The 12,752-nt window shown below is 69.3% G+C and carries 13 protein-coding genes and 2 pseudogenes; 7 read left to right on the forward strand and 8 right to left on the reverse strand.

Annotation, left to right across the window (positions count from 1 at the left end; genetic code table 11):
* Positions 1-336 precede the first annotated feature (336 nt).
* Both ACIOJE_RS34295 and ACIOJE_RS34300 read right to left on the reverse strand, forming a co-directional pair.
* Complete coding sequence (locus ACIOJE_RS34295; RefSeq protein ID WP_400781625.1) at positions 337-942, reverse strand: 2'-5' RNA ligase family protein; 606 nt, start codon at positions 940-942, stop codon at positions 337-339.
* 218 nt (positions 943-1,160) lie between these two features.
* Positions 1,161-1,488, reverse strand: a pseudogene (locus tag ACIOJE_RS34300) (ISNCY family transposase); the annotation flags it as partial.
* A 101-nt stretch (positions 1,489-1,589) separates the two neighbouring features.
* Between ACIOJE_RS34300 and ACIOJE_RS34305 the strand changes: the two are divergent.
* Both ACIOJE_RS34305 and ACIOJE_RS34310 read left to right on the forward strand, forming a co-directional pair.
* Positions 1,590-1,751 carry a hypothetical protein gene (locus ACIOJE_RS34305; protein ID WP_280685660.1) on the forward strand — a complete coding sequence of 54 codons (162 nt, stop codon included), beginning with the start codon at positions 1,590-1,592 and terminating at the stop codon, positions 1,749-1,751.
* 43 nt (positions 1,752-1,794) lie between these two features.
* Positions 1,795-2,229: a hypothetical protein gene (locus ACIOJE_RS34310; RefSeq protein WP_280685661.1), complete on the forward strand. Its 435-nt coding sequence runs from the start codon at positions 1,795-1,797 to the stop codon at positions 2,227-2,229.
* 71 nt (positions 2,230-2,300) lie between these two features.
* On the opposite strand, the gene ACIOJE_RS34315 is transcribed toward ACIOJE_RS34310, so the two are convergent.
* Positions 2,301-3,242 carry a hypothetical protein gene (locus ACIOJE_RS34315; RefSeq protein WP_400781628.1) on the reverse strand — a complete coding sequence of 314 codons (942 nt, stop codon included), beginning with the start codon at positions 3,240-3,242 and terminating at the stop codon, positions 2,301-2,303.
* Positions 3,243-3,314: 72 nt separating this feature from the next.
* The gene (locus ACIOJE_RS34320; RefSeq protein ID WP_400781631.1) at positions 3,315-4,061 is read right to left on the reverse strand and encodes a hypothetical protein; all 747 of its coding nucleotides are present in this window, start codon (positions 4,059-4,061) and stop codon (positions 3,315-3,317) included.
* Positions 4,062-4,376: 315 nt separating this feature from the next.
* Between ACIOJE_RS34320 and ACIOJE_RS34325 the strand changes: the two genes are divergently transcribed.
* From ACIOJE_RS34325 to ACIOJE_RS34335, 3 genes are all read left to right on the forward strand, one after another.
* Positions 4,377-5,276 (forward strand): Gfo/Idh/MocA family oxidoreductase, encoded by a 900-nt coding sequence (locus tag ACIOJE_RS34325; protein WP_280685713.1) that lies wholly within the window; start codon positions 4,377-4,379, stop codon positions 5,274-5,276.
* Positions 5,277-5,606: 330 nt separating this feature from the next.
* Positions 5,607-7,478, forward strand: coding sequence for an endonuclease/exonuclease/phosphatase family protein (locus ACIOJE_RS34330; protein ID WP_400781633.1), 1,872 nt, complete (start codon positions 5,607-5,609; stop codon positions 7,476-7,478).
* A gap of 156 nt (positions 7,479-7,634) precedes the next feature.
* A complete protein-coding gene (locus ACIOJE_RS34335) occupies positions 7,635-8,147 on the forward strand; it encodes a GNAT family N-acetyltransferase (RefSeq protein ID WP_280685666.1) in 513 nt (170 codons plus the stop codon).
* A gap of 117 nt (positions 8,148-8,264) precedes the next feature.
* Here the strand turns inward: ACIOJE_RS34335 and ACIOJE_RS34340 are convergent, their stop codons facing one another.
* On the reverse strand, positions 8,265-8,558 hold the full coding sequence (locus tag ACIOJE_RS34340; RefSeq protein ID WP_400781741.1) for a hypothetical protein: 294 nt from the start codon (positions 8,556-8,558) through the stop codon (positions 8,265-8,267).
* Between the two features lie 97 nt (positions 8,559-8,655).
* Positions 8,656-8,805: pseudogene (locus tag ACIOJE_RS34345) on the reverse strand (3-oxoacyl-ACP reductase); the annotation flags it as partial.
* 426 nt (positions 8,806-9,231) lie between these two features.
* Between ACIOJE_RS34345 and ACIOJE_RS34350 the strand changes: the two are divergent.
* Positions 9,232-9,999 carry a hypothetical protein gene (locus ACIOJE_RS34350; RefSeq protein ID WP_400781636.1) on the forward strand — a complete coding sequence of 256 codons (768 nt, stop codon included), beginning with the start codon at positions 9,232-9,234 and terminating at the stop codon, positions 9,997-9,999.
* 390 nt (positions 10,000-10,389) lie between these two features.
* Here ACIOJE_RS34350 and ACIOJE_RS34355 read toward each other — a convergent pair whose 3' ends face one another.
* On the reverse strand, positions 10,390-10,968 hold the full coding sequence (locus ACIOJE_RS34355; protein WP_400781638.1) for a TetR/AcrR family transcriptional regulator: 579 nt from the start codon (positions 10,966-10,968) through the stop codon (positions 10,390-10,392).
* A gap of 91 nt (positions 10,969-11,059) precedes the next feature.
* Between ACIOJE_RS34355 and ACIOJE_RS34360 the strand changes: the two genes are divergently transcribed.
* The gene (locus ACIOJE_RS34360) at positions 11,060-11,506 is read left to right on the forward strand and encodes a DUF1772 domain-containing protein (RefSeq protein ID WP_280685669.1); all 447 of its coding nucleotides are present in this window, start codon (positions 11,060-11,062) and stop codon (positions 11,504-11,506) included.
* Positions 11,507-11,838: 332 nt separating this feature from the next.
* Here the strand turns inward: ACIOJE_RS34360 and ACIOJE_RS34365 are convergent, their stop codons facing one another.
* Positions 11,839-12,411, reverse strand: coding sequence for a 3'-5' exonuclease (locus tag ACIOJE_RS34365; RefSeq protein ID WP_280685670.1), 573 nt, complete (start codon positions 12,409-12,411; stop codon positions 11,839-11,841).
* Positions 12,412-12,752: the final 341 nt, after the last annotated feature.

Below are 12,752 nucleotides of genomic sequence, written 5' to 3' on the forward strand. Positions count from 1 at the left end.
ACTCTGGAGATCCGTACGGCCGTCGAGGTCGAGGTCCAGGACTGACCGGTTGCCTTCGCGCGGCTCAGTAGGGTCGGGAACTGGCGCGGTGGCTGATGCTCCGTTTCCAGCCCCGGCCGGGGCAGGCACCAGCGCGGTCACCAGCTCCCGCTTGGTCGGAGCGGGCAGCACCAGCGGACCCGAACAGCGCGGCGGCCATGGGGCGGGTCGGGGCTTGGCGACTTCCGTGGACCGAAACCGCGGGGGAGCCCGTGCAACGGGGTGAACGGCGGGATCCTGGGCATCACGTTGCCGCCGATGACCTCGAACGCGTCGGTGGGGAGCTGAGACCCGCGCTCACGCGGGCCCGAGGTCCGGCAGTTGTGGCAGCTGCCGGATCTCGCCTGTGCCCAGTTCGACCGTGAACCGGGCCCGCATCGGGCCGTCGCCCCGGCGGGAGAGGAGCGTGAGTTCGGTGACCCGTGTCGAGGTGGTGCCCAGGCGGGCGGCCAGTTCGGGTGCGAGCTGGCGCGGGTCCCGGGTCCGCCCCAAGGACAGGTGGGGTGTGAAGTCGTCCGCCCGACCCCGGCAGCGGGGGAAGCGCTCGACCAACGAGCCGTGGAGCGCCTGCCACGGGCCGGGGCCGCCGCTCGCCGGGTCGAGCCAGACCGTGGCGTCGTGGCGGTGGGGGAAGTGGCGCACCCCGTGCAGACGCGTGGTGAACGGGGCGTGCTCGGCCGCGGCGGCGCCCAGCAGCGGGAGCGCGGGCCCGAAGTCTGACTCCGAGACGAAGCCGAACAGCACGTTGACGTGCGGCGGCCAGCGGCGGATCTGCGGATCGTGTTCCTCCCGGATCCGCTGGACGGCCTGCCACAGTTCCGCCGGCGGCAGCCAGGCAAGCGCTGTCCGGGGTGTCGGTCCGACGTCCAGGACGCCCGGAACGTCGATCGGGTGTCTGTCCATCCCTCCATGGTGGGGGACCGGGAAGGCCGGTTTTCCATGGAGACGGCCGCGTGGTCGTCGTGGGGTTCGTCCCAGGGCAGGACGAGTGTGGGCCGGCCGTCCGGGCTCCAGGCGACGCGTAGATCGCGGTTGTCGGCGTGGGCCCGCCGGCCGTGCAGGATCGCGTCGTCGTCGGCGCAGATCAGCACGGCGCGTACCCGGAGCGGGCGAGCGCGGCGGGTGTAGCCGGGCAACGACACCAGCAGCATCTCCTCCACCGCGTCGTTCAAGCTGCTCGATCGTGCCCTTCAGGTGCGGGGTGTAGGCAGGCAGGTCCTGGAGCGGCACTGCGAAGGCGCCCAGCGCCTGGGTCACCGTTCGGCACAGGAACTCCTTGCCACGGTCGATGCGCACCAGCGACGGCAAGCCGCCGAACGGGAAGGGCTCCTCGCGGCTGATCCCGATGCGCAGCGCGGCCAGCACCGCATCCCTTGACGGCTGGTGTGGCGTGACCGCAACGCCGGTAACCGCCTTCGTCGCACAGTCGATGAACCACGTGATCCACGGGCACTGCGGGGCACCCTCGACGTTCACTCGAACGATATTGCGCCCCCGGCCTTCCCACCCCGGCGGCCCCGGATCGCTGCGCTGCCCACCGCCTCGCCCCCATGCTCGGCCTCCACCTCAACACCGTCACGCGGTGGCGCTCCCGCGCGGCCACTGACTGGACCGCCTACCTCCAAGCCTGGACCTCCAGCCGGACCGCGGGACAGCCCGAATCCGCGGCGGCCCGCGTCAACCAGACCGGCGCCACGCCGACCTCCGGGTGACGGTACGCCAGCCGTCCGTCCCGGGGCCGGTAGCCCTTGCTGCATGATCACTTCTGTCTGGTGGCGCCGAGGCGCCACCACTGCCGCCGCACTTGCCCTCGCGCTGATCCCCGCCGCCGCTCCGGCCGCCGCCGCAGTGTCGCCGGCCGCTCCCGCAGCTTTCATTGTCGCTCAGCACCGTGAGCTGACCGAGCCGCCTCCGGCCGAGCAGGCCCGTGCCGAACTCAACCAGCTCGTCGTGGAGGCCCCGCACTCCATGGAGGGGTACACCCGGGAGAAGTTCCCGCACTGGATCAAGCAGTACGGGCAGTGCGACACCCGCGAGGTCGTCCTCGCCCGCGACGGCCAGAACGTCGTCCAGGACGAACTCTGTCGCGCCGTGTCCGGTGTGTGGACCAGCCCCTACGACGACAAGACATTCACCGACGCCAAGGCACCCGACATCGACCACATGGTATCCGTAGCTGCGACAACATAGGGAGCTTTGCCTGCAGTTGAAGCCGCGAGCGGCATGTCGTTGACGGGCAGTAGATGTCCGGCTCCGCGGGGTCAGCGTGAATGGTTGAGGGCCCTCTGGATCGTCTCGCGCACTGAGTGGTCCTGCTCGATCGCCAGCTGATTTCTGAGAGCCTGCCGTAGCGGTGTGCTCAGTTGGCGCCCCAGCGCTGTGGGCGTGGTCATGAGGATGGCCGCGAGGGAACGGACGTCCGGGGCTGGGTCTGTGAACGCGGTGGCCAGGAGGTTGCGGCCGTACTCTCCTTGGGCGGCAAGGGAACGAAGAATTGTTTCCCTCACGGCTGGGAGAGCTTCCGTTGCCAGTGCTCGCGTCAGTACGTCTGGGAGCGATCTGCTCGGACTCGGGTAGGTGATGAAGGTGTATGCGGCGGCGCGACGCCGTGTCGCGAGAGCGTCGTTCAAGAGCGTGGCCACCAGTTCCCCCTCGTCGCCGGCCATCTGGTCCGCGAACCAGGTCAGATCACGATGTCCGGCCAGTACGAAGTCCAGCCATCGCTCGTACCAGGAGAGGAAGTCCGAGTCGGCGTGGAAGCGAGGGGGGAAGAAGCCTTCGGAGTTGACCTCTACCAGACGCCCGCGGCCTGGCCCTGTGACGACGAGCAGAGTCAAGTCGCTGCAGCCCCGGTAGACGACCGTGATGGTGCCTGGGAAGGAGTGTGTGAGGCAGCTCCGCGCGTCCGGTTGAGTGGAGATCTCCAGGTCAGGAACGATCGGGAACGGCTCGCCAGGCATTCCGCTCTTGGCCCTCGCGGCCCCGGTCACCCACCGTTCCATCGGCAAGAGGCCGTAGGTCGGACCGTATCCGCCATGGCCGATTCGGGTGACGAACTGGCGGAATTCCTCGGGAAGTCGGACACCGTGGGCGTCCTCGAACTCCGAGACCTGCGGCTCGGTGAGCACGGGGCCGAGAGAAGCCTTCTCCGTTGGCGGTAGGGCGGCGAGCTTGGCCTGGATCCGGGCGATCCTGTCGTCCACCGGGTCTTCTTCTCACGTCAGAGGGTGTTCGAGTCGCGAGCATAGCCCATGGCCCGGACGCACCGGCCGCTGTCAGGTTGGGGCGAATTGGGCCAGGCGCCGACGAAGTTCCAAGTTCTCACCCTGGGCGATCTGCAACGCCTTCCGAAGGCGTGCGATCTCCTCCCGGTGAGCCTGTTGCTGCTGAGACAGGCGTGCGCTCAGGGCCCGCACAGCCGCTGAGGCTGACGGCGGCTTGGCCTCTACAGGACGCGTGCCGGGAATGTGACCTCCCTTGGTGCGGTGCCGTTCGATCAGGAGGAGGAGCTCCGGATGCTTGTAGAGGAAGTCGGTGCTCACCCGGACTGCACGGAGTTGTCCGTCGTCGTGAACGCCGATCTGGTCGAGCGCGACCAGCACCTTGCTCAGGGCCCGCGTCTCAGAGAGGCGGCCGGCGAGCCAGACGTTTTCCTCGCCCATGGGCTCGCTGTGGCGGGCGGTGAACCGTGCCTGGCGGCGGGTGATCAGGGTTTCGGTCTGGGCGAGTTGGCGCTGGAGCTCGTCGTGGTGACTGGCGTCGGTGACGAACTTGTCGCAGGCCAGGCAGGCGTTGCCCTTGGAACAGATCTGCTTGGGTGGCAGCATGCACCAGCCGTTGGGGAGAACGCGGTCGGCGCGCTGGTCCAGGTGGAGGAGGTCGTAGAGGTCGCTCGGGTCGACAGCGGCTGTCCTGCCGTCCGCGGTGACCTTCTTGTAGCGCAGGAACTCCCGCTCGGCGGTGACTGAGAGGGTCTTTAATGATGGAGTCGGGTATTGGAAGTGTCCGAATGCCTGCCGCATCAGGGCGCCCGGGACGGCCGGTTCGCGGCGTAGACGGCCCAGTTGCCGGCTGATGGCTTCTGAGCAGCCGGCAAACCGACGCGACCACTGTCGGCAGGTGATGCGAGACTCGGCCCCAGCTGAGCCGTGGTGTGCTCGTCGCTGGCGCCGGGGTGGTGCAGTTCGACGAAGGCTCGCAGCCGATGGTGCTGGTCGCCCTGTGGCGTGGGCGGTGCTGTGTGGTGTGCGGTGCCTGGCGAATAGGGTGGGTGCGGCCGATGATCACCTATGCCCACAGGAGAGCCGATGAGTCCGATCCTTGTCCCCGATGCCCTGCTGCCGGTCGGGGTGATCGGTCTCGGCGACATCGCGCAGAAGGCGTATCTGCCGGTCCTGGCGGCTCTGCCGGGTCTGGATCTGCGGTTGATGACCCGGGATCGGGCCAAGCTCGACCGGATCGGCGACAGCTACCGCGTCGATCCGGGCAAGCGGTTCACCGATCTCGGTGAGCTGGTCGGCAGCGGGATCCGGGCCGCGTTCGTGCACGCGGCCACCGACCAGCACGTTCCGATTGTGGAGCGGCTGCTCACCGCGGGCGTCGACGTGTACGTGGACAAGCCGCTGGCCTACACGCTGGAGGGTTCCCGTCGGCTGGTCGACCTCGCGGACCGTACGGGTTGTTCGCTGATGGTGGGTTTCAACCGCCGTTATGCGCCGGGTTATGTTCAGGCGAAGGAGCGGCCGCGTGACCTGATCGTGCTGCAGAAGAACCGGGAGGGCCTGCCGGAGGCGCCGAGGCCGATGGTTTTCGACGATTTCGTCCATGTTGTGGATGTGCTTCGTTTCCTGGCTCCCGGTGAGGTCGAGCACGTGGACGTCCGCTCCCGGGTGCGTGACGGCCTCGTGGAGCACCTCGTCCTCACCCTCGCCGGGGAGGGTTTCACGGCGCTGGGCATCATGAACCGGGTGTCCGGCTCCACCGAGGAGATTCTCCAGGTCTCCGGCGCCGACTCCAAGCGCGAGGTCCACAACCTGGCCGAGGTGATCGACCACCGCGGCCAGCCCACCGTCCGCCGGCGCGGCGACTGGGTGCCCGTCGCCCGCCAGCGCGGCATCGAGCAGGTCGTCCTCGCCTTCCTCGACGCCGTCCGCACCGGCAAGACCGTTGACGCCCACGACGCCCTGCGCACCCACGAGCTCTGCGAACTCATCGTGGAGCGGATCGAGTCCGCCTGAGGGATGCCACCGGGCCGCTGCGGGTGGCGGCGGCCCGGGCGGCGGCCGGGGCGCATCGCGGGGGCGGCCGCCGGGGGAGCGGAACCAAGAGTTCACTGACGGGGTCTTGTCGCGTCATTTTCTACGCGCGTATCTTGGGGGCGCTGCGGGGGGCGGGTGACCGGCTTCCGCTTCCTCTACGCGGGTAGCGCGTGCGGTAGGCGCGCCGCCTGACCGCTCGTCACGGCCCGGCGGCCCCAGACCTGCCGGGTGGACGCTCGACGCCCCGCCCTCACCCTCGACCGCCGTGCCACGACTGTGCCGCACGACGGAGCTAGGAGTCATGTCCCGGTGACCACCGCCCCCGCCCCCCGCCCCCGCCGGGCGCTGCTGCGCGCCGCGATCCTCCCGGCCGGCCTGGCCGCCTCCCTGGTGCTCGTCCCGCTGCCGGCCGCGAGCGCCGCGCCCGCCGCCGCCCCGGCCGGGCCGACCGAGGCCGGACCGCTGCGCATCCACGACATCCAGGGCACCACCCGGATCTCCCCGCAAGCCGGAAAGCCCGTCACCGGCGTGCCCGGCGTCGTCACCGGCGTGCGCGCGTACGGCAGTTCCAAGGGCTTCTGGATGCAGGACCCGAACCCGGACGCCGACCCGGCCACCAGCGAGGGCATCTTCGTCTACACCGGCGGCAACCCGACCGTGAAGGCCGGCGACTCGGTCCTGGTCAGCGGCAAGGTCACCGAGTACTACCCGAACCTCTCCGGCGGCTCGCAGTCCGTCACCGAGATCACCGGCCCCGCCGTCACCGTGCTCTCCTCCGGCAACCCGCTGCCCGCCCCGGTGGTCGTGGACACCCGCAACATCCCCGGCACCTACACCCCGCCGGCGGGGCCCGACGGCACCGTCGACTCGGTGCCGCTCAACCCGGAGAAGTACGCCCTGGACTTCTACGAGTCGCTGGAGGGCATGCTCGTCCAGGTCAAGGACGTCCGGGTGATACAGGCGACGGACAAGTACAACGAGCTGTGGGTCGCCGCCGACCGGCAGGACCAGCGCAGCAAGCGCGGCGGCGTGTTGTACGAGTCGTACGCGGAGCCCAACGTGGGCCGCCTGATGGTGCAGCAGCAGGCGCCGGTCTCCCAGCAGCCCTTCCCGGTGGCCAACGTGGGCGACGTGCTGACCGGCACCACCACCGGCCCGCTGGACTACAACCAGTTCGGCGGCTACACGCTCGTCGCCGGCACCATGGGCACGCTGCAGGACAACCACCTCCAGCGCGAGGTGACGGCGAAGGCCACCGACCGTGAACTCGCCATCGCCACCTACAACGTGGAGAACCTGGCCCCGGGCAACCCGGACGCCAAGTTCGCCGAGCTGGCCCAGGGCATCGTCACCAACCTGCGCTCGCCCGACATCGTGGCCCTGGAGGAGATCCAGGACGACAACGGCGCCAAGAGCGACGGCACGGTGGACGCGAGCCAGACCGTCGCCAAGTTCATCGCCGCGATCAAGGCGGCCGGCGGCCCGGCCTACGACTGGCGTTCGATCGACCCGCAGGACGGCAAGGACGGCGGCGAGCCGGGCGGCAACATCCGGCAGGTGTTCCTGTTCAACCCGCAGCGGGTCTCCTTCACCGACATCCCCGGCGGCACCGCCACCAGCGCCGTGGACGTCGCCGGCGCCGGCGCCACCACCGCCCTGACCGCCTCGCCCGGCCGGATCGCCCCGACCGACGAGGCGTGGACCAGCAGCCGCAAGCCGCTGGTCGGCCAGTTCACCTTCCGGGGCAAGAAGCTCTTCGTGATCGCCAACCACTTCAACAGCAAGGGCGGCGACCAGGGCATCGACAGCCGCTTCCAGGCCCCGGCCCGCAGCTCCGAGCTGCAGCGGGTCAAGCAGGCCACCATCGAACAGGCCTTCGTCGCCAAGCTGCTGGCCGCCGACAAGGAGGCGCGCGTCGTCTCGCTCGGCGACTTCAACGACTACCAGTTCTCGCCCGCGCTGGCCGCGCTCACCAAGGACGGCGTGCTGCGCGACCTGGTGAACGAGCTGCCGGAGACCGAGCAGTACTCCTACGTCTACCAGGGCAACTCGCAGGTGCTGGACCACATCCTGGTCAGCCCCGAGGTCGGCTACGCCAAGTACGACGTGGTGCACATCAACGCCGAGTTCGCCCAGCAGGCCAGCGACCACGACCCCCAGGTCGTCCGCATCAAGCCCTGACCCGGCACCAGCCCGAGCGCGACCGCCGGCGACCCCACCGGCACCCACCGGCGCCGGGGCTGCAGGGGGGAGCCGTCCCTGACCTGGGACTATGCTGCCTTCGCCGACGGTGATCACCGTCGGCGAAGGCAGCTACGGCAGCGGGGGTCGGCGGGTATGCGGTACCGGATCGAGCGGATCGGCGTCGAGGACTGGCAGCGTCTGCGGAAGGCGCGGCTGGCCCAACTCCTGGACTTCCCCATGGCGTTCGGCGAGACCCACGAGACGGCGCTGGCCCTCGGCGAGGCCGACTGGCGGGCCCGGACGTCCCGGGCGAACGAGCCGGGCAGGGTCGGCCTGGTCGCGGTCGACGCGGACGGCGAGTGGGTCGGGACGATGCTCTCCTTCCCCGACGAGGAGCAGGCCGCGACCGTCGTCCTGGTCGGCGTCTGGGTGGCGGGGGACCACCGCGGCCGCGAGCGCGGCGTGCCGGACGCCCTGCTGGACGCCGTCATCGACTGGGCCCGCACCGAGGGCGGCGCCAAGCGGATGCTGCTCGGCGTGCACGAGGAGAACGCCCGCGCCGCCGCCTTCTACCTGCGCCGCGGCTTCGCCTACACCGGCGGCGAGACCCCCTACCGGCTCGACCCGCAGGCCCGGATCCTGGAGATGGCCCTCCCCCTGGACTGACCGCAACCGGACAGGCCGCAACCGTCCCTGGCACCCACCCCGAGTACGTCCGCTCTCGGCGGCAGCCCCCATGAGCTCGCCTTCAGGTGATTGCCGTCGGCTGATCAACTCGCGTAGCTACCAGGGAACGGTTCGGCCCCGGTAGTCGACGAATTGCACGCCGGGGGTGCCGAACTGAGCGAGCATGACGTTCACCAGCCGGGGAATGCTGTCCTCGACGCCGAGAGGGGCGTCCGATCCTCCCCGATCCGTGCGAACCCAGCCGGGTGCCATGGCCAGCAGCGTGCGTGCCGGTTCGGGCTGGCGGACTGCGAAGCTTCGCATGAACTGGTTCAGCGCCGCCTTGCCGCCTCGGTAGACCTCCCGCAGCCCGGTCTCGTTGTTGGCGATGCTGCCCTGGCCGGACGACATCGCACCGATCAAGCCGGTCGGGGTGACGAGGGTCCTGCAGGGATTCGATGACGCGCATCGGGCTCAGCGCGTTGGTGAGCATGACGTCGTTGAATTCCTCGGTCGTGACCTCGCCGATCGGGATGTGTTCGTCCCGAGTGGTGATTCCCGCGTTGACGAACAGGATGTCCAGCGCTCGGCCGTCCAGGCGCCTGCGCAGCGCCGCGATCGGCTCCGGCTCGTTGATGTCCAACGTCTCGATCTCCACCCTGCCGCCGGCGGTCTCGGCGAGATCGTGGAGCTTGGTTCTCGGGCTCTCCGAGTCGACCGTCGCCCGCCGCTACCGCCGCATGCGGCGTGCCGGGGGCGCCGGAATCGATCTTGGGATTGAATGCCATGGTCTTGCCTCGGCATCAGTGCCGATCTTCTTGGAAGGTCGCCTTGGCGCAGGAGGAGCTTTCGCAGGGTCTTGCCACCGACGGACGCCCCGACCTCGGCCCGGGCGGCCGCGAGAACGCGCGCCAACTCGTTGACGTCATCCGGGCTTCGGCTTCAGCCGACCACAACGCCCGCCGCTTCTTCTGTCCGTTACCCCGACGACTCACCTGAATCCGGCCACAGGGGCAGGCTGACGTGAGGTGAACGGCTGCGAGTGTCCGATGGGTGGGGTTGACTGTCCGTCGATCGATCACACGTGCTGGCAGCCCGGCCGATCGCCGGGGGAGAACGACGGAGGCTCCAGATGCAGGAAGACGTCATGACGGCCGGGACAGGGTTGCGGGTCTACCCCGATCCCGCGGATGTGTTCATCACCGACCAGGTCGAACTGGCAGAGCACCTGCACCCGTTGATCTCGATCGATCTCGCCGGAGTGGACCCGGCCTGGCACGGGTGGATCCATCTGGTCAGCCCACTGGAACCGGCGGAAGGTTACCTCGGCGACCACACCGAGGCATTCCACTCACCCCTGCAGAGAACCAACTGGCTCGGGTTCTCGATGGAGGACGACCGCTACCGCCTACTCGGCGACCTGCGCTACTTCGCGCGGGCGACGACCTCCGAGGAACTGCCCGACCCCTGGCCTGGGTTCCGTACGCGGCTCGACGAGCACTGCGACTCCGAGGGCCGCAGCTACCTGGCGCACCGGGACGCCTTCCGCCGTGAGGGCATCCTGCTCATGCGTCACAACGACGGGTCCCTGCGGTATGACGAGTCCAACGCCATGGCACTGCTGGAGCAGCTCGGCGGCAACGCGGACGCTCACGACAACTGGGTCCAGCCCGAGCTGTTCCGCGTTGAGTACGACGACGACAGCGCGTGGCCGGTCAGTCCGGCCGGAAACCCGTTCCACTTTGTGGCGTCGGTGCCGGGCTGGCACTACCGACGCTCGGGCGCCGACTCGATTCTGCTGTTCTTCGAGCCCGTTGAGCGGCTCGCACTGCTGACCTTCGACTGGAGCTGAGGCACTGTCCAGGGGCGCGGGGAACTGCTGGCGGGCTCAGCGGTTGGCGAGCCAGTCCTCGACGGCGTAGTCGTAAGGAGAGCGACCTTCGGAAGTGGTTCCAACATGAATGACAACTGACCGCTTGGTTCCAGGAAGCTTGGCAAATCAGTTCCAACAAGCGTGTCACCCACCCCGAGAACGGCCAGGTCAGCACGCCTTGGCGGTTCCAACGATCCTGTCACGGCTCAACCGGTTGGCTTCGCCGGTCCTGTTGCATGGAAGCTGTCGGACTCCAGCTCGGTCTCGTTCGTGCTGGCGGATTCTCGGCGCGGTGGCTCTTGCGTGGCGATGCCGTACGCCGGCAGCCGGGCCGGAAGGCCCCGGCTGCCCGTCCGCCCGGACGGTGTGTCAGACCACGGCGAGCCGGCTCACCAGCAGCTCCACCCTCCGCTCGGCCTCCGCTGGCGGAAGCCGTCCCGCCCGGGTCAGGGTGGCCAGCCCGTGCAGGGCCGCCCAGAACACCTCGGTGAACAGTGCCGGATGGACGCCGTCCCCGGCGACCTCGGCGAGAGTCTCCAGCAGGGCGGCGAAGCCGTCCTTCAGCGGCTCCGGGGTGTCCTCCTCCGCGAAGGCCAGGCCGCCGTCGAGCTGGAACATGGCGTCGTAGACCGCCGGGTTGCGTTCGGCGAAGTCGAGGTAGGCGCGGGCGAGGGCGGTGACCCGGGCGCGAGGGCCGTCCGCGGCCGAGGTCGCGGCCCGCAGTGCCGCGGCCATCTCGGCGGCACCCTCCAGGGCGACGGCGCCGATGATCTCGCGCTTGCCGCGGAAGTGGCTGTAGAGGACGGGCTGGCTGTATTCGATGCGCTCGGCGAGCCGGCGGGTGGTGACCGCGTCCCAGCCGTGCTGCTCGGCGAGTTCGCGGGCCGTCGCCACGATGAGGCGCTCGCGGCTCGCCCGTTCGCGTTCCTTGCGTTCCTGTACCGACATGACTCGATCCTAGCATCGCTAGACAAGTGAGCGGTGGCAGTACTAGCGTTACCTCATCATCTAGCGGCGCTAGATCCCAGGAGGGGTCATCATGCTCGACGCACTCAAGGTCGTCACCACCGTGGTCGTCGGAGTGATGGTGGGGGTGGAGTTCTCCGTCGCCTTCATCATCAACCGGATCCTCGACGCACTCCCCGACGACAGTGGCCAACTCGGCCGCGCCCACGGGGGCCGGATGCTCGGCGCCGTGATGCCGTTCTGGTACATCGGGTCGCTCGTCCTCGCCGCGGTCTGGGCCATCGCGGGATGGCATCACTCCGGCACCGGCCTCGTCGTCACCGCCGCCGGGCTGCTGATCGTCAGCGTGATCATGTCGATCCTGCTGCTCGTCCCGATCAACAACCGGAGCAAGACGTGGACCCCCGAGAACCGGCCCGCCGACTGGAAGGAGCAGGTGAACCGCTGGGACCGCTTCCACTACGTCCGCGTCGCCGTCATCATCGCCGCCTTCACCCTGCTGGCCGCCGCCCTCACCTGAGCCCGCAGGCCGAGTGCAGGCGGCGCGCACCCCTCCACTCCGCAGGCGGTAGCCGACGATTCGCACGGATCCGCACCGTCCTCGGTACGCAGGACCCCCTCTACCGGAGGTTCTTCCTCCATCGATGTCCTGTCTCGGCGAGCTTGTCTTTGGATCTCGTCCTCAGCTGTGGGGTTGCCACGTCGGCTGAGAACATTCGGCGCAGGATTCTCAGTGAATCCGGCTTCCGCGGAATATGCCGTGGGCTGAGAGCCAGTCCCGGAGATCCGTCTTGATGCGCCCGGCCCCAATCTGCTGTCAAGCCTCTGCGTGCGGAGGGATGCCAAGCGCGGTCAGCACGGATCCGGCCACACGCCCCGCTCGGACAGGTGGAGAACGAGGGCGGCGATGTTCCAGGCGTCGTCCTCGCCGCGGTGGTGGCGGCCTTCGAGTCGCCGCCCGGCGATCTCCAGGGCCTGCGCCATGCCAGGGCGTTTGCGCAGGCCGTATGCCTCGGTGAAGGCCGCCTTGGCGTTGGTGTGGTGCCGGCCGAAGGGATAGGGCGTCCGGGTGTCCTGGCACTGCCGGGTGAACTGGTTGCGGTCGTAGTCGCCCCAACTGGCCCACGGGCGGGACCCGGCGTGGTGTTCGGCCGCCAGCAGCCGACACGCCTCGGCGAAGCTGACCCCTCCGTCCACCTCGTGTTGTGTGAGGCCGGTCAACTCCGTGCAGAACTCGCTGACCGTCGACCGGGCGGGACGCACCAGGATCCGATGCCGGGCGAGGCGCTCCGCGGTGGCCAGGTCGACGACGGTCAGCCCGATCTCGATGATCTCGCTGACCGCGCCCGGTGGTTGGCCGCGGGCCCAGCAGGTGGCTTCGACATCCACGACGTTCAGGAGCCGCTCGGCCCCGGTGCTGTCCATGGCGGGAAGCGTAGGGACGAGTGGCGGCCGGGGCACCTGGATTTCCCTGCTGCGGTGCGGATGCGGTGGTGCCGCCACCCCCGGGCAGGCGACGGATGCGGGGCGGCGTCGCGATCGGGCAGGCCCGGTCCCGAACCAGGCGATGTTCGCCACTCGGCGCGCGAAGCGGTGAGCATCCGCCAGCTTCAGTGCGACAGGACCGAAAAGTCGCAGTAATGTGCCGAGACACGATAGTTGGAACCAGGGCGGTGTGCTGACCTGGCGATTCTGACCTTGCGGGACACGTTTGTTGGAACCGTCTGGTCACGCTTCTTGCAACCTGCGGTGGATTGCCATTCATA

The sequence above is a fragment of the Kitasatospora sp. NPDC087861 genome, from assembly GCF_044742585.1.
Classification (GTDB): domain Bacteria; phylum Actinomycetota; class Actinomycetes; order Streptomycetales; family Streptomycetaceae; genus Kitasatospora.

Bases quoted from the DNA above. Each gene is read 5' to 3' on its own strand.
- ACIOJE_RS34295 (WP_400781625.1), bottom strand. From the start codon at position 942: ATGGACAGACACCCGATCGACGTTCCGGGCGTCCTGGACGTCGGACCG.
- ACIOJE_RS34305 (WP_280685660.1), top strand. From the start codon at position 1,590: ATGCTCGGCCTCCACCTCAACACCGTCACGCGGTGGCGCTCCCGCGCG.
- ACIOJE_RS34310 (WP_280685661.1), top strand. From the start codon at position 1,795: ATGATCACTTCTGTCTGGTGGCGCCGAGGCGCCACCACTGCCGCCGCA.
- ACIOJE_RS34320 (WP_400781631.1), bottom strand. From the start codon at position 4,061: ATGCGGCAGGCATTCGGACACTTCCAATACCCGACTCCATCATTAAAG.
- ACIOJE_RS34335 (WP_280685666.1), top strand. From the start codon at position 7,635: ATGCGGTACCGGATCGAGCGGATCGGCGTCGAGGACTGGCAGCGTCTG.
- ACIOJE_RS34340 (WP_400781741.1), bottom strand. From the start codon at position 8,558: ATGTCGTCCGGCCAGGGCAGCATCGCCAACAACGAGACCGGGCTGCGG.
- ACIOJE_RS34355 (WP_400781638.1), bottom strand. From the start codon at position 10,968: ATGTCGGTACAGGAACGCAAGGAACGCGAACGGGCGAGCCGCGAGCGC.
- ACIOJE_RS34360 (WP_280685669.1), top strand. From the start codon at position 11,060: ATGCTCGACGCACTCAAGGTCGTCACCACCGTGGTCGTCGGAGTGATG.
- ACIOJE_RS34365 (WP_280685670.1), bottom strand. From the start codon at position 12,411: ATGGACAGCACCGGGGCCGAGCGGCTCCTGAACGTCGTGGATGTCGAA.